Origin of the sequence: Caballeronia sp. GAWG2-1 (assembly GCF_023631405.1) — a bacterium.
In the GTDB taxonomy this organism is placed as follows: domain Bacteria; phylum Pseudomonadota; class Gammaproteobacteria; order Burkholderiales; family Burkholderiaceae; genus Caballeronia.
Genome location: NZ_JALQDD010000021.1, coordinates 50,209 through 66,274, shown reverse-complemented (window position 1 = coordinate 66,274; position 16,066 = coordinate 50,209). Strand labels below are relative to the sequence as shown.

The window sequence follows — 16,066 nt, the reverse complement described above, 5'->3', positions numbered from 1 at the left end:
GGTCGGGGGGGCTCTTATTTTTTAATAAGACCCTGGGTTCAAAGGCAAAGTTTTTTTAAAATAAAAAATATTACGGCAACCGGGGCGGCGGGCGGGGGACAAAACCCACCCCCCCCGCCGGTCACTCTTCCAAATCCCCAAGTACGAACCAAAGGGCGATCATGTTCCGATTCGTTTTGCGACGCATAGGAATGGTGATACCGACGTTCATCGGCATTACGATTCTCGCGTTCGCGCTCATCCACCTGATCCCGGGCGACCCCATCGAAGTGATGATGGGCGAACGCGGCGTGGACCCGGCGATGCACGCCGAAGCCATGAAGCGCTTAGGTCTCGACGAGCCTTTACCGCTTCAATATCTCCACTATGTCGGCCATGCGCTCAAGGGCGATCTCGGCATGTCGATCATCACCAATACGAGTGTGATGAGCGAATTCATGGCGCGCTTTCCGGCGACCGTCGAACTCTCCATCTGCGCGATGATCTTCGCGCTCATCGTCGGTCTGCCGGCGGGCGTGGCGGCGGCGCTCAAGCGCGGCACGGTGGTCGATCATGGCGTGATGGGCACCGCGCTCACGGGCTATTCGATGCCGATCTTCTGGTGGGGCTTGATCCTCATCATGTTCTTCTCGGCGAGGCTCGGCTGGACGCCGGTGTCGGGGCGGATCGCGGTGGAATACGACATTCCGCACGTCACGGGCTTCATGCTGATCGACTCGATCTTCTCCACCGATGAAGGCGCGTTCAAGTCCGCGGTGAGCCATCTGATATTGCCGACCATCGTGCTCGGCACGATTCCGCTCGCGGTGATTGCGCGCATGACGCGTTCGTCGATGCTCGAAGTGCTGCGCGAGGACTACATTCGCACGGCGCGCGCGAAGGGGCTTTCGCCGTTGCGCGTGGTGATCGTGCATGCGTTGCGCAATGCGCTGATTCCCGTGGTGACCGTGATCGGCTTGCAGGTTGGCACGTTGCTCGCGGGCGCGGTGTTGACGGAGACGTTGTTCTCGTGGCCGGGCGTCGGCAAGTGGCTGATCGATGCCATTTCGCGTCGCGATTATCCCGTCGTGCAGGGCGGCATTCTGATGATCGCGTCGCTCGTGATCTTCGTGAATCTGATCGTCGATCTGCTGTACGGCGTGTTGAATCCGCGCATTCGCCATACAAGGTGAACATGTACCACCCCCACGCTCATATTCGTTCGCTGCCCCCCGAGGGGGCGCATGCCTCTCTTGAGGCGGCTCGGCGAGAGGCATAGACATGTACCACCCCCACGCTCACATTCGTTCGCTGCCCCCCAAGGGGGCGCATGCCTCTCTTGAGGCGGCTCGGCGAGAGGCATAAACATGTACCACCCCCACGCTCACATTCGTTCGCTGCCCCCCGAGGGGGCGCATGCCTCTCTTGAGGCGGCTCGGCGAGAGGCATGATATGGCCGACATTCAAAACAACCTACCCCCCCAGGCAGTAACACCGCCACCCAGCGGCCGCATGGTCGCGGGCCGCGAGTTCTGGGCGAACTTCTCGCGCAATCGCGGCGCAGTGGTCGCGGGCTTCATCGTGCTCGTGCTGATTCTGGTGGCGCTCACCGCGCCCGTGATCGCGCCGCACAGCCCCATCGAGCAATATCGCGAATACGTGAAGATTCCGCCCGCGTGGCTCGAAGGCGGCAACCGCATGTTCCTGCTCGGCACCGATGAAGCCGGCCGCGACATTCTCTCGCGTCTCATGTACGGCGCGCGGCTGTCGTTCTGGATCGGCTTCGTATCGGTCGTGCTCGCGCTCATTCCGGGCGTCGTGCTGGGGCTCATGGCCGCGTTCTTCGGCTGGCTCGATACCCCGATCATGCGCATCATGGATGTGCTCCTCGCGCTGCCTTCACTCTTGCTCGCGGTCGCCGTGGTCGCGATCATCGGGCCGGGGCTCGTCAACACCATGCTTGCCATCGCCATCGTCGCGCTGCCGGGTTATGTGCGTCTGACGCGCGCATCGGCGCTCGGCGAATTGCAAAAGGAATACGTGACGGCATCGCGCGTCGCGGGTGCGGGCGTCGTGCGGCTGATGTTCTCGCAAGTGCTGCCGAACTGCGCCGCGCCGCTCATCGTGCAGGCGACGCTCGGATTTTCATCGGCGATTCTGGACGCCGCCGCGCTCGGCTTTCTCGGCTTGGGCGTGCAACCGCCCGCAGCCGAGTGGGGCGCCATGCTGGCTTCGGCGCGCGATTACATCGAAAGCGCATGGTGGATCGTCACGATGCCCGGTCTCTCCATCCTGATCTCGGTGCTCGTCATCAATCTGCTCGGCGACGGTCTGCGCGACGCCCTCGACCCGAAACTGAAACGGATGGGATGACATGAACGATCTACTCACTATCCGTAATCTGCAAGTGACGTTCGGCGGCACACAGGCGGTCGATCGCATCGACCTGTCGGTCAAGCCGGGCGAAGTGGTCGGCGTGGTCGGCGAATCCGGCTCGGGCAAAAGCGTCACGATGATGGCGCTCATGGGCCTGATCGATGCACCCGGCAAGGTCTCGGCCGATCAGGTCACCTTCGATGGGCGCGATTTGCTGAAGGCCTCGGCGCGCGAGCGTCGCAAGATCATCGGCAAGGACATCGCGATGGTGTTTCAGGACGCGCTGACGAGCCTGAACCCGAGCTACACGGTCGGCTATCAGATCAAGGAATCGCTGAGACTGCACGAAGGCCTGCGCGGCGACGCACTCAACAAACGCGCGCTCGAACTGCTGGATCAGGTCGGCATTCCAGATGCGAAAAGCCGCATCGACGCGTTTCCGCATCAGATGTCGGGCGGCATGAATCAGCGCGTGATGATCGCAATGGCGGTCGCCTGCAATCCCAAACTCCTGATCGCCGACGAGCCCACGACCGCACTCGACGTGACCATTCAGGCGCAGATCATGGAACTGCTCGTGCGCTTGCAAAAGGAACGCGGCATGGCGCTCGTGCTGATTTCGCACGATCTCGCGGTGGTGTCGGAAGTGGCGCAGCGCGTCGCGGTGATGTATGCGGGCGAGATCATCGAAACGAATCACGTCCCTGCCATTTTCGGCGAGCCGCATCATCCGTACACGGAAGCGTTGCTCGCCGCGATTCCGGAACATAGCCGCGGCGCGGATCGTCTGGCGGCGTTGCCGGGCATGGTGCCGGGCCGCGACGACAGACCCAGTGGATGCCTCTTTGCGCCGCGCTGCAAATATGCCGTCGAGGACTGCTGGAAGGGGCGGCCGAATCTGTTCCAGCTCGACCCGAACGACGCGGCCGTGCGCGCGCGTTGCATCAAGCCGTTGAATGTCGAAGTGGTGGTGGAAGGAGGCGCGCGATGAACGCCGTACCGAAGGAAATCAACAAGGACATCGTGCTCGCCGCCGATCAGCTCACGCGGCATTACAGCGTCAAGCGCAGCATGTTCGAACAGGGCACGGTGAAGGCGCTGAACGGCGTGTCGTTCGAGTTGCAGCGCGGGCGCACGCTTGCTGTCGTCGGCGAATCGGGCTGCGGCAAGTCCACGCTCGCGCGTCAGTTGACGATGATCGAAACGCCGACATCGGGCCGTCTTCTGATCGATGGCGAGGACGTGGCGGGCGCGAGCAAGGATAAGATCGCCGCGTTGCGGCAGCGCGTGCAGATGGTGTTCCAGAACCCGTTTGCCTCGCTCAATCCGCGTAAGACCGTCGAGCAGACGCTCGGCGAGCCGCTCGCCATCAACACGAAGCTCAACGCAACCGAACGCGCTCAACGCATTGCGCAGATGATGCGCACCGTCGGCCTGAGACCGGAACACGCGACGCGCTACCCGCACATGTTTTCGGGCGGTCAACGGCAACGCGTGGCGATTGCGCGCGCGATGATTCTCGACCCGCAAATCGTCGTCGCCGATGAACCCGTTTCCGCGCTCGATGTCTCGATCCAGGCGCAGATTCTCAATCTGTTCATGGACCTGCAAGCGCAGTTCGGCACGAGCTACGTGTTCATCTCGCACAACCTGTCGGTGGTCGAGCATATTGCCGATGACGTGATGGTGATGTACTTCGGCGGCGTGGCCGAACTCGGCGACAAGAAAACCATTTTCGCGCGACCGCGTCATCCGTACACGCGCGCCTTGATGTCGGCAACGCCCGCGTTGTTCGAAGAAGATCGCCGCATCAAGATCAAGCTGCAGGGCGAAATGCCTTCGCCGCTCAATCCGCCATCGGGCTGCACGTTTCATCAGCGCTGCCCGTACGCGATCGATCGTTGCAGAACCGAGGAACCGGCGCTGCGCGTCGTCGACGGGCGGCAAGTCTCGTGTCATCGCGCCGAGGAGGTAGGTGACGTGGAGGTTTGAATCGCATCGACGCGCGGTTTGACGCGCGCCAGCTTCATTCAAAGAAGGCGGCGCGCGGTCAAGCTCCAAGTCGATCGTCTCGAAGCGACAGCGCGTGTCCAGCGGGTCGCGTGAATGTTTTAAGATGTCGCTCGTGCCGTATTCATATGACCAGCCGCGCGCCGCGCGCGTGGCGTCCGCCAGAGCGACAGCCATTGTGCTGTCGTTCGTACTGTTCATGGCAGGCGCGGTCGTTACGCCATCCGGTTTCGCGGTCGTCGGATCGCGTACGCCGGCAGGTGGCACCCCTCAGCCCGCAGGCGGCGCGGACGTAGCGGCGGCGCCGGGCGCATCGGCACCCGCGCCGGCCGTGGATCGATCCGATGGCACGACGGCAAGCGGCCCCGTGCGCGCGGCGCCGGCGCGCATGCCGTTCTACGTTGCGACCAAAGGCACGACCACCATCTATTTGCTCGGCACGCTGCATGTCGGTTTCGCGACCGACTATCCGGCCGAACAGCCGTTTCGCCAGTCGATACTGGCTGCGCTTTATGCATCGCCCACACTCGCGCTCGAAATCTCTCCCGACGAACTGCTCGTTTCGCAAGAGGACGTGAATCGCTTCGGCATGTGCCGCAGCGAATGTCTGATCGATTATTTGCCGGATTCGATGTGGCAGGCGGTGCAAGCGCGCATGCGCAACAATCCCGATGCGCTGAAGGAATTGCGGCACACGCGTCCGTGGCTCGCGTCGATGCTGATCGAAACATACGACACGCTCAAGGCCGGTTTTCAGAGCGAGTACGGCACCGAGGCGCAGTTGCAGAATGTCTATCTGCATGTGCGAGGAAAAATCGTCGGGCTCGAAACCTTGAACGAACAGATATCGACGTTCACGCGTCTGACTTCCGCGCAACAGCGCGAGATGCTCGCACAGGATCTCGTGCAGACGCCAACCGAAAACATCGCCGACGTGAAAGAGCTGCACCGGCTCTGGCGAATCGGCGACGCGGACGCGCTCAAAGCCTGGGACGACGCCAAGGGCAACAAGCTTGCGCGCTCGAAGCCGCTCGCGGATCAGGTGGATAACCGCGTGGTATATGAGCGCAATCACCGCTTCGTCGCGCGGATGGTGCAACTGGCAGCGCCCGACAAGCCGGTGTTCGTGGCTATCGGGGCGCTGCATCTCGGCGGGTCGCGCGGCGTGCTCGAACTGCTGAGAAAGCGCGGCTTCGTCGTGGTGGCTGGCTGAACGCTTTGCCGATTCAGATGAACATCAGCCAGTTCAGCAAGAAGATGTTCACGATCAGAAGCGACAACGCCGTTGGCACCTGCACCTTGATCACCGCGTTCTTGTCGGGCAACTCCAGCAACGCCGCCGGAACCATGTTGAAGTTCGCGGCCATCGGCGTCATCAGCGTTCCGCAGTAGCCCGAGAACATGCCGATGGCGGCCATCGTCGCCGGATTGCCGTGGAACACGCCGACGAGAATCGGTACGCCGACACCGCCCGTCATCACTGGAAACGCGGCGAAGCCGTTGCCCATCACCATCGTGAAAAGCGCCATGCCGACGACATAGACCGTCACCGCGACGAGCCGATAGTCGAGGTTGATGTAGGCCGTCGTCACATGCGCGACCGCCTTGCCGACGCCTGCGTCCGAGAACACGAGTCCGAGCATGCCGAGCATTTGCGGCAGCACGGCGGCCCACGAAAGCGCGTCGATGAGACGGCGCGCCTCGCGCATCGACTGGCCGACGGTATCGCGCGTCATGACGCACGCCACCGCTAGCGCGATCACGCAGCCTATGCCGAAGCCGATCAGCGTCACGTTCTTCAACTCGATCAACGGTTGCCCGCCGAAGACAAGATGGCTCGCGCCGAGCGTCAGGATCACGGTGACGACCGGAATGGTCAGCGCGGGCACGAAGAGCTTGTTGCCGAGCCGCGCGGCGCTCTGCCGGCGCGTTTGCTCCGACAGCATTTTCGGCTTCGCGCCGGTCACGCCGCCGAGTCCGGCGATGAGCGCCATCGCTATCACGAGCACGCCGACGACCGCGGGCGGCAGCCAGTCGCCGATCAGGAACACGAGCGCATACACGAGCCAGAACACGCCTGTCGTCAGGCGGCGCGGATGCGACTTGTCGGTGAGGATCATGCCGGCGACCACCACCAGCACGATGCCGACGAGATAGAAGAGATAGTTGATGGTGAGCGTCATGCTTTCTCTCCCGCGAGATTGCGCGTAAGCGCGCCGAGTTCGCGCGTCAGGCGCCGGTCGAGCAGCCACAGCCGAAAGCCGTGGATGAGGAACGCGCAGATCGCGGTCGGAATGCCCCATACGGCAACATGCATGGGTTCCACTACGATGCCCGCTTCCTTGAGGAATGTGACCATCAGCACGATGGCGCCGAACGCCACGAAGATGTCCTCGCCGAAGAAGAGGCCGACGTTGTCGGTTGCCGCCGAATATGCGCGCAGCTTGTGGCGCACCGCGTCGGAGAGCTTGCCGTAACGCGTTTCGGCGGCGCCTTCGGCCATCGGCGCGAGGAGCGGTCGCACCATTTGCGGATGGCCGCCGAGACCCGTGAGGCCGACCGCCGCCGTCAGTTCGCGCACGAGCAGATAGACGATCAACAGTCGCCCGACCGTCGCCGCGCGAATGCTCGATATCCACGTCTGCGCGCGTTCGCGCAAGCCATGCCGTTCGAGCAGGCCGATCACCGCGAGCGGCAGCAAGATGATGAGCGGAATATTGCGCGTCTTCAGAAAGCCGGTGCCGATGGTGGTCAGAATGCGCTCCACGGGAAAGTGCGCCGCGAAGCCGGTGACGATCGCCGCTGCGGCGACGATCAGCATCGGATTGAAGCGCAGCACGAAGCCCACGATGATGACGGCCACGCCGATGAGCGGCCATAAGTTGACTGCGGTTGCCATGAGATCTCCAGACCAGGGGTTAGACATCGCGCCTCGAAGCGGACGCGTAAATAGCGCTTGTTAAAACGCCCCGGCAGGCGGGGCGTTCGATGCATCGGAAAATCGCTTATTCGGCGCGGGCGGCGCGGACATCGACGCCCGCATCGGCGAGCGCGCCGCGAATGCGTCGCGCGAATTCGAGTGCGTGCGCGCCATCGCCATGCAGGCAGATGGTCTGCGCCTTGAGCGGCACCCATTCGCCGGACACGGCCTGCACGCGTTGCTCGCGCACCATCGCGAGCGTGCGGTCGAGCACTTCGGTTTCATCCTCGAGCAGCGCGCCCGGTTCCTTGCGCGGCACGAGCGAGCCATCCGCGCGATAGCCGCGATCCGCGAAGACTTCCTCGATGGCGACCAAGCCCGCGCGCCGCGCCGCATCGACGAGACCGCTGTTGGCGAGACCGAAGATCAGCAGCGACGGATCGAAGTCATGCACGGCGGAGCAGATGGCATCCGCTATCCCGGGGCTTTTCGCGGCCTGGTTGTAGAGCGCGCCGTGCGGCTTCACATGCGCGATACGTCCGCCTTCCGCCCGCGCAATGGCCGACAGCGCGCCCAGTTGATACAGCACGCCCGCGTAGATTTCCTCGGGCGGCAAGTCCATTTCCTTGCGGCCGAAGTTCTCGGGATCGTTGAAGCTCGGATGCGCGCCGATCGCCACGCCTTTTTGCACCGCCCAGCGCACGCACTCGCGCATCGCGGTTGCGCCGCCCGCATGCCAGCCGCACGCGATGTTCGCGGAGCTGACGAGTTCGAGCAGCGCTTCGTCGGTGCCGCAGCCTTCGCCGAGATCGGCGTTCAGATCGATTTCCATGATGTCGTATCGTTCAAAGTCGTTACGTTGATTTAGCCAGACGCGCGCAGCGTTCCTCGTGCATCGCGATGGCCGTGCCCACCTGACTGACATAGCGCCGCTCTTCGGCGAGCGCATGGCGTGCTTCTTCCAGCGACGTTTCGATGAAGCGCACGCCGCCGTTCAACCGCACTTGCGCGAGCTTCCACAAATCCGCCTTGATGACCGCGCCGATCTTCGGATAGCCGCCCGTGGATTGCGCGTCGCCCATCAGGACGATGGGCTGGCCGTTCGGCGGCACTTGAATCGTGCCGGGCAGGACCGCGTGCGACAGCAGTTCGATTTTCTCGCCGCGTTCGAGCTCCGTGCCCGCAAGGCGAAAGCCCATGCGGTTGCTGTTTGGCGTGATGGTCCATTCCTCGTTCCAGAAGTCGCGCTGCGCCTTCTCCGTGAAGCTCGCGTATTCCGGACCGCGCAGCACGCGAATCGGCACGGCCCAGTCGACGCCCGGCGCATGTCGGCCGCGCCGCACGGGTTCATCGACGAGCACGAACTTGCACCACGCGGGCGCCTTCACGCCGAAGGCCGGTTCTTCCGGCGAAAACGCGATGCCCTTGTGCGGTTGCGGCACGCCGACAGGCAAACGGTCGCCGTCGGCAAGCGCGCGTCCGCCCAGGCCGCCGAAGCATGCGCCGAGGTCGGTGCTGCGCGAGCCGAGCATCGGCAAGACGTCGATACCGCCCGCAATGCACACGTAGCCGCGCATGCCGCGCTTGGCCGCGCGCAGCGTCAGTTCCTGGCCCGCGCGCACGGGCAAACTCCACCACGAATAAACCGGCTCGTCGTCGAGCGTCGCGCCGAAGTCCGTGCCGGTAATCGCCACGCGCGTCGCGCGCGAGAAGCGCAGCACGGTCGGCCCGAACGTGACTTCGATGCCCGCCGCATCCGCCTTGTTGCCGACGATACGATTGCCGATTTCCAGCGACAGCGCATCGAGCGCGCCGCCCGAACTCACGCCGAGATGCCGATAGCCGTGGCGCCCGAGATCCTGCACGGACGAGAGCACGCCCGCGCGTTTTACTTCGATCATGCGCGCACCTCCAGCGCCGTAAAGCGCACGCGGTCGCCGGGCTGCATGAGCGTCGGCGGGTTGCGGGCCGGATCGAAAAGCTTGAGGTCGGTGCGGCCGAGCAGATTCCATCCACCGGGCGATACAGCGGGATAGATACCCGTCTGCGCCCCGCCGATGCCGACCGAACCCGCCGGCACTTCGAGGCGCGGTTCCGCGCGGCGCGGCGTGTGCAGCGCGGGATCGAGGCCGCCCATGTAGGCGAAGCCCGGCTGAAAACCGAGAAAGAAGACGACGTATTCGGCTTCGGTGTGACGCTTCACGACTTCATCGACGGAAAGGCCGACGTGCTTGGCGAGCGAACTCAGATCGGGGCCGTCCGCGCCACCGTAGCGCACCGGAATCTCGATCTCCGCGCCGCCTGTATCCAATGGCGTGGCTGCTTCCCAACCATCTTCGAGTTGCGCCGCGAGGGCTTCGTAATCGGCTTCGAGCGGGTCGAAGACGATGGTCAGGTTGTTCATGCCCGGCACGACTTCGACGACGTGCGGCATGAGTCGCGCGATGTCGGCGAGCGCCCAGATGCGGCGCTGACAATCGAGCGTCGCCGGTGGCGCGGATTCGCACACGAGCGCGTTGTCGCCAAGCGGATGAATACGTGGTTTCGTCATGCCTCTCTGGTCCCTTGCGCGCGCCGTCCATGCGGCCAGCAACGCGTCAGAATGCTACATTGTCAATAAATTATCGACAATTTATCAATAAGCGTTTGTTCGGAGTGTAGTTCGTGACGCAAGGTCGCGGCTGCGCGATATCGTTCGGATACACTCCACGCACTTTTCAACGGTCCTCGCCATGTCGCGTCACCCTACCAAGATCGTCTCTTCCGAGCATCTCGTGTCAGAAGTCAGCGCCGAGTTATCGGAGTTCGAATACGCGCTCATCATGGTGAGCAACGCGTTCAATCGCTGGATGGTGCGTTGCATGTCGGCGGCGGGCGCGAAGGACATGACCGCCGTGGAAGTATCGCTGCTGCATCACGTGAGCCATCGCGATCGCAAGAAAAAGCTTGCCGATATCTGCTTCGTCCTCAATATCGAGGATACCCACGTTGCCACGTATGCACTCAAGAAGCTGGTGGCGCGCGGTTACGTGAAAAGCGAGAAGACGGGCAAGGAAGTGTTCTTTTCCGCAACGGCGGCAGGGCGCGAGTTGTGCGGGAAGTATCGTGAAGTGCGGGAGAGCTGTCTCATGTCGACGCTGCGCGAGAGCGGGCTGACAAACGAGCAGATTGGCGACGCCGCGCAACTCATGCGCAACGCATCCGGTCTTTACGATACCGCCGCGCGCGCGGCGACATCGCTTTGAGTCAGTAGACGGCAGCCTCGGTAACGATGGCTCCAAGCGGCAAGTCGTGAGTCTCGCGCGGGAGCGCATCGCATTTGCCCGATTCGTAGGCAATCCCGATAGTCACGGGGCGCTCGCCATTCGGCCAGGCGGCGAGCGTGCGATCGTAGTAGCCGCCGCCGTAACCCAGTCTCAAGCGCTGCAGATCGAAACCGACGCATGGAATCAGCAACAGATTCGGCGTCACGCGGGTTTCCTGCGCAGGCACGGGAATGCGATAGCGGCCTTCCTTCATCGGCATTTGCGCATGCCATGCGTGGAAGGCCATCGGCGCCTTGGGCTCGACCACCACGGGCAACGCGGCGGCGCGCGTCGCGTCTGCCGCGAGCCAGCGCGTGAGCAAAGCGCGCGCATCGAATTCGCCCGCAACGGGCCAATAAAAGCCGATGCACTTGACCGCATGCTCCGCGAGCAACGCCTCGATGCGTGTCGCGAGCGCCTTGTTTCTTTCGGCTTGCGCGGGATCGTCACGCTGTGCTTCGCGGCTTGCGAGAAGCGTGGAACGCAATGCGCTTTTAGGTTCCGCGCAAACGTTGCGTGCTATGCTTTCAACCGATCTTTGGACCACCTCGCGCTCCAGTAATAACGATGTCAAAACGCCTCGACCGAGTATATCTTGCGGCTGGTACCGCACTTGCCGCAGTGACGCTCGTCGCTTGTGGAACAGCTTCCGCGGTTCGCCCCGACGAAGACTTCTCGCCGTCGTCCGACGACCGCATCTTCATGCAATTGCGCGATGCCGCGCGCGCGAACGATCCGGCCAAAGCCGCCGTTCTTGCCGCGCAAATCCCGAACTATCCGGCGCCGAGTTACGTCGAGTACTTCACGATCAAGCCGCAACTCTTCGATTCGCAAGGCCACGCGCGCATCGACGCGCCCGATGCGCCGGTGCTGTCGTTCCTGCAGCGCAACGACGGCCAGGCCATTGCCGACCGCATGCGCAACGATTATCTCGTCGTGCTCGGCAGCCGTCACGACTGGAAGAACTTCGAGCAGCAATATGCCCGCTTCGTGCTCAACGACGACACGCAGGTCAAGTGCTATGCACTCGAAGCGCGTCTCTCGAAGGGCGAGAACGTCGCGGAAGCGGCGCGCGCGCTGCTCGTCGATCCCAAATGGTACGGCGACGGCTGCGTCGATCTCATCGGCGCACTTGCGGAGTCAGGCCAGTTCACGAGCGACGACATCTGGCAGCAGATTCGCATCGCTTACGAACAGAACTACACGTCGACCGGATCGAATATCGTCGAAGCGCTCGGGCAGGAAAAGCCGAAAGGCTCGCTTCTCGACGACGCGGTCAACAAGCCGCCGCTTTACCTCGCACGCGGCGTCATGCCGAACACGCCGGCGCACCAACTGACCTTGCTCGCCATCACGCGCATGGCTCGCAACGATCCGGCAATGGCCGCGGCCACGTTCAGTTCGGTCGCGCCGAGTCTCACCGCGCAGGAACGCGCGATCGGCTGGGGCACCATCGGTTATCAGGCGGCGATCAAGCGCATGCCGGCCGCGTCGGACTGGTATCGGCTATCGGCGAACGCGCAGTTGTCGAACCCCGCATATGAATGGCGCACGCGCAGCGCGTTGCTCGCGGGCGACTGGAACATGGTGCGCTGGTCTATCGACCAGATGCCGCCCACCTTGCGCAGCCAGCCTGCGTGGACTTACTGGCACGGCCGCGCGGTCAAGCAAGCGGGCGACGCCGCAACGGCCAATCAGGAATTCCAGTCGATCGCGGACCAATACAACTTCTACGGCCAGCTCGCGCTGGAAGAAACCGGCCAGAAGATCAGCGTCCCGCCGCGCACCACCGTGAGCGATGCCGAAATCGCGCAGATGCAGTCGGTGCCGGGCTTCGCGCTGTCGCAACGTTTCTACTCGCTGAACATGCGGCTCGAAGGCAACCGCGAATGGAACTGGCCATTGCGCAGCATGACGGACCGGCAACTCATCGCCGCCGCGCAGTATGCAAAGCGCATCGAACTGTTCGACCGCACGGTGAACACCGCCGACAAGACTAAGACCGAGCACGACTTCACGCTGCGTTATCTGTCGCCGTTCCGCGATATCGTCGAGCGCGATGCGCAAACCACCGGGCTCGATATCGAATGGGCATACGGGCTTATTCGCCAGGAATCGCGCTTCATCATTAACGCGCGTTCGGAAGTAGGCGCGGGCGGCTTGATGCAACTGATGCCTGGCACGGCGCAACTCGTCGCCAAGAAAATCGGCATGGGTCCGGTGTCGCGCGCGCAAATGAACGACATCAACACCAACATTCTGCTCGGCACAAATTACCTGTCGATGATCTACAATCAATTCGATAACTCGCCCGTGCTCGCCACTGCCGGTTACAACGCAGGTCCTGGCCGGCCGAAGCAATGGCGGCAGGATTTGCGCGCGCCTGTCGAGGGCGCGATTTTTGCTGAAACCATTCCGTTCACCGAGACGCGCGATTACGTCAAGAACGTGCTGTCGAACACCGTCTATTACGCGGCATTGTTCGAAGGCCGTCCGCAATCGCTGAAGACGCGGCTGGGATATATCGCGCCGTAGTTCTTTTGCACCGCGCGTCGCGGTTTCGTTGCACGAATAAACGGAACGGGCGCGCGGCTGCCCCTTCGCCGTTCGCATTCGTCAAAGCGCACTCACAAAGCCGCGACTCAAGAGGCGAATATGCGACATCAAAAGGTAGCGCTCATCGGCGGTTCGGGTTTCATCGGAAGTCATCTCGTCAACGCGCTGGTCGATCTCGGCAAGAACGTGCGGATTGCCACGCGGCGCCGTTCCAACGCGCCGCATCTGACGCTTCTTCCCGTCGATGTCATCGAAACCGATATTCACGATCCCGCGCAACTCGCGGCTTTCGTCGCGGAGGCCGACGCGGTGATCAACCTCGTCGGCGTGCTGCAAGGGCGGCGCGGCGAGCCTTATGGGCCTGAGTTCGAGAAAGCGCACGTCGAGTTGCCGCGCAAGATCGCGGCGGCGTGCGCGGCGAAAGGCGTGCGCCGGCTGCTGCACATGAGCGCGATCGGCGCGGATTCGGAAGGTCCGAGCATGTATTTGCGCTCGAAGGGCGATGGCGAAAAGGCGGTGCGCGACTCGGGCCTCGACTGGACCATTTTTCGAAGCTCCGTCGTTTTCGGTCCCGAGGACAATCTGCTGAATCAGTTCGCCTTCCTCGAACGCATGTTCCCGGTGATTCCGCTGGCTTGCGCCGACGCGCAGTTCCAGCCTATTTTCGTCGGCGACGTGGCCAAGGCCATGGTCAACGTGCTCGACCTCGACGCGGCCAACCGCATGGTCTACGAACTCGCGGGGCCGGGCGTCTTTACGCTCGCGGAGCTGGTGCGCTTTGCGGGCGCGACCATCGGCAAGCATTCGCGCATCATCAAGCTGCCCGAGAGCCTTGGCCGCCTTCAGGCGATGACGCTCGAACTCGCGCCCGGTGAACCGCTGATTTCGCGCGACAATCTCGATTCCATGAAAACGCCGAATATTGCGAGCGGCCCGCTTGCGCCCGAACTGGGCATCGGCGAACCGGCGAGCATCGAAGCGATTGCGCCGTTGTATCTGACGGGCGCGTCGAATCGCTCGCGCTTCAATTCTTTTCGCGCCACGGCGCATCGCTGAACATCGATCGCATGAAACTCGTCATTGGTGACAAGAACACGTCTTCCTGGTCCATGCGCCCTTGGGTGCTGATGAAGCACTTCGGCATTCCCTTCGAGGAAACGCTGATCCGTCTCGGTCAGCCCGATACCAAGGCGCGCATTCTCGAAGTGTCGCCATCGGGCAAGGTGCCGTGTCTCGTCACCGACGACGGCGCCTCCGTGTGGGAGTCGCTTGCGATCATGGAGACCCTCGCCGAGCGCTTTCCCGACCACGCGATGTGGCCGCGCGATGCCGGCGCGCGGGCTCATGCGCGCAGCATCAGCGCCGAGATGCACGCGAGTTTCGCTGACTTGCGTCAGTCGATGCCCATGGAAATTCACACGCACGCGCCAGGCAAAGGCGCAAGCGAAGGCGCATTGGCGAATATCGCGCGCATCGAAGCGTTGTGGGCCGATTGCCTGGCGAAGTCGGGCGGGCCGTTTCTGTTCGGCGAGTTCGGTATTGCGGATGCCATGTTCGCGCCGGTCGTCATGCGCTTCAATTCCTACGAGCCGTCGCTTGACGATGAATCGCGTGCCTATGCGCAGCGCGTGACCGCATTGCCCGCGGTCGCGGCGTGGATCGAGGATGCAAAGCAGGAAATCGCGCAATGAACATTTACGCGGTTGGCGGCGCGATCCGCGACGAGTTGCTCGGCGTGCCGGTGGTGGATCGCGATTATGTCGTGGTTGGAGCCACGCCCGAGCAAATGGTGGCGCAAGGCTATAAGCCGGTGGGCAAGGATTTCCCGGTGTTTTTGCATCCGCGGACGCACGAGGAATACGCGCTCGCGCGCACCGAGCGCAAGACGGCGGCGGGGTATCACGGCTTCCAGTTTTACTACTCGCCGGACGTGACGCTCGAAGAGGACTTGACGCGGCGCGATCTGACCATCAATGCAATGGCGCGCGAAGTGAATCCCGATGGCGAACTGACCGGCCCGGTGATCGATCCGTTCAACGGCCGCGCCGATCTCGCGCAGAAACTCTTCCGGCATGTGGGCGATGCGTTCATCGAAGACCCGGTGCGTATTCTTCGTCTCGCTCGTTTCGCGGCGCGCTTCGCCGATTTTTCAGTCGCGCCGGAAACCGAAGCGCTGATGAAGAAAATGGTCGAGGCGGGCGAAGTCGATGCCCTCGTGCCCGAGCGCGTATGGCAGGAAGTCTCGCGCGGTCTGATGGAAAAGAAGCCTTCTCGCATGTTCGAGGTCCTGCGCGGTTGCGGCGCGCTGGCGCGCATTCTCCCCGAAGTCAACGCGCTTTGGGGCGTGCCGCAACGCGCCGACTATCACCCTGAAGTGGACACCGGCGTCCACGTGATGATGGTGGTGGACTACGCGGCGTCGCAGGGGTTTGCGTTGCCGGTGCGCTTCGCCGCGCTCACTCACGATCTCGGCAAGGCGACCACGCCGGACGATATCCTGCCGCGCCATCTTGGTCACGAAGGGCGCAGCGTCGATCTCCTGAAGCCGCTTTGCGACCGCTTGCGCGTGCCGAACGAGTGCCGCGATCTGGCGGTACTTGTCGCGCGCGAGCACGGCAACATTCATCGCGTCATGGACGCGGGCGCGGCCGCGCTGGTGCGCCTCTTCGAACGCGCCGACGCGTTGCGCAAACCCGCGCGTTTCGCGGAAGCCTTGCAGGCGTGTCTCGCCGATGCGCGCGGTCGGCTCGGTCTGGAACAGCAGCCTTATCCACAGGCTGAACGGCTGCGCGAGGCGCTAGTCGCGGCCCGTTCCGTCGATGCCGGCGCGGTCGCGCAACGCTTCGCCAATCAGCCCGCGCGCATAAAGGACGCCGTGCACGATGCGCGGGTCGAAGCGGTGAAGGCGGTTCTGTAACGG

Annotated in this window: 16 protein-coding genes; 10 read left to right on the top strand and 6 right to left on the bottom strand. The window is 63.2% G+C overall.

Annotated elements, in window-relative coordinates:
* Nucleotides 1–161: 161 nt before the first annotated feature.
* The 5 genes from NCR98_RS12980 to NCR98_RS12960 all read left to right on the top strand — a co-directional run bounded on the left by NCR98_RS12980 (nt 162) and on the right by NCR98_RS12960 (nt 5,578).
* A complete protein-coding gene (locus NCR98_RS12980) occupies nt 162–1,172 on the top strand; it encodes an ABC transporter permease subunit (RefSeq protein ID WP_244826518.1) in 1,011 nt (336 codons plus the stop codon).
* 259 nt (nt 1,173–1,431) lie between these two features.
* Nucleotides 1,432–2,352: an ABC transporter permease subunit gene (locus NCR98_RS12975; RefSeq protein ID WP_244826517.1), complete on the top strand. Its 921-nt coding sequence runs from the start codon at nt 1,432–1,434 to the stop codon at nt 2,350–2,352.
* A 1-nt stretch (nt 2,353) separates the two neighbouring features.
* Nucleotides 2,354–3,346, top strand: coding sequence for an ABC transporter ATP-binding protein (locus NCR98_RS12970; protein WP_250526364.1), 993 nt, complete (start codon nt 2,354–2,356; stop codon nt 3,344–3,346).
* The gene (locus NCR98_RS12965; RefSeq protein WP_244826515.1) at nt 3,343–4,347 is read left to right on the top strand and encodes a peptide ABC transporter ATP-binding protein; all 1,005 of its coding nucleotides are present in this window, start codon (nt 3,343–3,345) and stop codon (nt 4,345–4,347) included. Before NCR98_RS12970 ends, NCR98_RS12965 begins: the two co-directional genes overlap by 4 nt.
* 124 nt (nt 4,348–4,471) lie before the next feature.
* Nucleotides 4,472–5,578: a TraB/GumN family protein gene (locus tag NCR98_RS12960; RefSeq protein WP_250526363.1), complete on the top strand. Its 1,107-nt coding sequence runs from the start codon at nt 4,472–4,474 to the stop codon at nt 5,576–5,578.
* Between the two features lie 13 nt (nt 5,579–5,591).
* Here NCR98_RS12960 and NCR98_RS12955 read toward each other — a convergent pair whose 3' ends face one another.
* The 5 genes from NCR98_RS12955 to pxpB form a co-directional block, all read right to left on the bottom strand.
* A complete protein-coding gene (locus NCR98_RS12955; protein WP_250466013.1) occupies nt 5,592–6,548 on the bottom strand; it encodes a DUF979 domain-containing protein in 957 nt (318 codons plus the stop codon).
* Nucleotides 6,545–7,264 carry a DUF969 domain-containing protein gene (locus tag NCR98_RS12950; RefSeq protein ID WP_250509626.1) on the bottom strand — a complete coding sequence of 240 codons (720 nt, stop codon included), beginning with the start codon at nt 7,262–7,264 and terminating at the stop codon, nt 6,545–6,547. The genes NCR98_RS12955 and NCR98_RS12950 overlap by 4 nt, the downstream gene beginning before the upstream one ends.
* Nucleotides 7,265–7,370: 106 nt before the next feature.
* Nucleotides 7,371–8,117 (bottom strand): 5-oxoprolinase subunit PxpA, encoded by a 747-nt coding sequence (pxpA, locus tag NCR98_RS12945; RefSeq protein ID WP_250509625.1) that lies wholly within the window; start codon nt 8,115–8,117, stop codon nt 7,371–7,373.
* A 22-nt stretch (nt 8,118–8,139) separates the two neighbouring features.
* On the bottom strand, nt 8,140–9,186 hold the full coding sequence (locus NCR98_RS12940) for a 5-oxoprolinase subunit C family protein (protein ID WP_244826511.1): 1,047 nt from the start codon (nt 9,184–9,186) through the stop codon (nt 8,140–8,142).
* Nucleotides 9,183–9,836, bottom strand: coding sequence for a 5-oxoprolinase subunit PxpB (gene pxpB, locus NCR98_RS12935; protein WP_250526362.1), 654 nt, complete (start codon nt 9,834–9,836; stop codon nt 9,183–9,185). Before pxpB ends, NCR98_RS12940 begins: the two co-directional genes overlap by 4 nt.
* A gap of 181 nt (nt 9,837–10,017) precedes the next feature.
* Here pxpB and NCR98_RS12930 point away from each other — a divergent pair, with 181 nt between their 5' ends.
* Nucleotides 10,018–10,530, top strand: coding sequence for a winged helix DNA-binding protein (locus NCR98_RS12930; RefSeq protein ID WP_244826509.1), 513 nt, complete (start codon nt 10,018–10,020; stop codon nt 10,528–10,530).
* A gap of 1 nt (nt 10,531) precedes the next feature.
* Here NCR98_RS12930 and NCR98_RS12925 read toward each other — a convergent pair whose 3' ends face one another.
* Nucleotides 10,532–11,149 carry a 5-formyltetrahydrofolate cyclo-ligase gene (locus NCR98_RS12925; RefSeq protein ID WP_502799746.1) on the bottom strand — a complete coding sequence of 206 codons (618 nt, stop codon included), beginning with the start codon at nt 11,147–11,149 and terminating at the stop codon, nt 10,532–10,534.
* 8 nt (nt 11,150–11,157) lie between these two features.
* Here NCR98_RS12925 and NCR98_RS12920 point away from each other — a divergent pair, with 8 nt between their 5' ends.
* The 4 genes from NCR98_RS12920 (at nt 11,158) to NCR98_RS12905 (ending at nt 16,063) form a co-directional block, all read left to right on the top strand.
* Nucleotides 11,158–13,125 (top strand): lytic transglycosylase domain-containing protein, encoded by a 1,968-nt coding sequence (locus NCR98_RS12920; RefSeq protein WP_250526360.1) that lies wholly within the window; start codon nt 11,158–11,160, stop codon nt 13,123–13,125.
* 120 nt (nt 13,126–13,245) lie between these two features.
* Nucleotides 13,246–14,202 carry a complex I NDUFA9 subunit family protein gene (locus NCR98_RS12915; protein WP_250526359.1) on the top strand — a complete coding sequence of 319 codons (957 nt, stop codon included), beginning with the start codon at nt 13,246–13,248 and terminating at the stop codon, nt 14,200–14,202.
* 11 nt (nt 14,203–14,213) lie between these two features.
* Nucleotides 14,214–14,837: a glutathione S-transferase family protein gene (locus NCR98_RS12910; protein ID WP_250526358.1), complete on the top strand. Its 624-nt coding sequence runs from the start codon at nt 14,214–14,216 to the stop codon at nt 14,835–14,837.
* On the top strand, nt 14,834–16,063 hold the full coding sequence (locus NCR98_RS12905) for a multifunctional CCA addition/repair protein (RefSeq protein WP_244826504.1): 1,230 nt from the start codon (nt 14,834–14,836) through the stop codon (nt 16,061–16,063). Before NCR98_RS12910 ends, NCR98_RS12905 begins: the two co-directional genes overlap by 4 nt.
* Nucleotides 16,064–16,066 lie beyond the last annotated feature (3 nt).

Bases quoted from the DNA above. Each gene is read 5' to 3' on its own strand.
- NCR98_RS12980 (WP_244826518.1), top strand. From the start codon at position 162: ATGTTCCGATTCGTTTTGCGACGCATAGGAATGGTGATACCGACGTTC.
- NCR98_RS12975 (WP_244826517.1), top strand. From the start codon at position 1,432: ATGGCCGACATTCAAAACAACCTACCCCCCCAGGCAGTAACACCGCCA.
- NCR98_RS12970 (WP_250526364.1), top strand. From the start codon at position 2,354: ATGAACGATCTACTCACTATCCGTAATCTGCAAGTGACGTTCGGCGGC.
- NCR98_RS12965 (WP_244826515.1), top strand. From the start codon at position 3,343: ATGAACGCCGTACCGAAGGAAATCAACAAGGACATCGTGCTCGCCGCC.
- NCR98_RS12960 (WP_250526363.1), top strand. From the start codon at position 4,472: ATGTCGCTCGTGCCGTATTCATATGACCAGCCGCGCGCCGCGCGCGTG.
- NCR98_RS12955 (WP_250466013.1), bottom strand. From the start codon at position 6,548: ATGACGCTCACCATCAACTATCTCTTCTATCTCGTCGGCATCGTGCTG.
- NCR98_RS12950 (WP_250509626.1), bottom strand. From the start codon at position 7,264: ATGGCAACCGCAGTCAACTTATGGCCGCTCATCGGCGTGGCCGTCATC.
- pxpA (WP_250509625.1), bottom strand. From the start codon at position 8,117: ATGGAAATCGATCTGAACGCCGATCTCGGCGAAGGCTGCGGCACCGAC.
- NCR98_RS12940 (WP_244826511.1), bottom strand. From the start codon at position 9,186: ATGATCGAAGTAAAACGCGCGGGCGTGCTCTCGTCCGTGCAGGATCTC.
- pxpB (WP_250526362.1), bottom strand. From the start codon at position 9,836: ATGACGAAACCACGTATTCATCCGCTTGGCGACAACGCGCTCGTGTGC.
- NCR98_RS12930 (WP_244826509.1), top strand. From the start codon at position 10,018: ATGTCGCGTCACCCTACCAAGATCGTCTCTTCCGAGCATCTCGTGTCA.
- NCR98_RS12920 (WP_250526360.1), top strand. From the start codon at position 11,158: ATGTCAAAACGCCTCGACCGAGTATATCTTGCGGCTGGTACCGCACTT.
- NCR98_RS12915 (WP_250526359.1), top strand. From the start codon at position 13,246: ATGCGACATCAAAAGGTAGCGCTCATCGGCGGTTCGGGTTTCATCGGA.
- NCR98_RS12910 (WP_250526358.1), top strand. From the start codon at position 14,214: ATGAAACTCGTCATTGGTGACAAGAACACGTCTTCCTGGTCCATGCGC.
- NCR98_RS12905 (WP_244826504.1), top strand. From the start codon at position 14,834: ATGAACATTTACGCGGTTGGCGGCGCGATCCGCGACGAGTTGCTCGGC.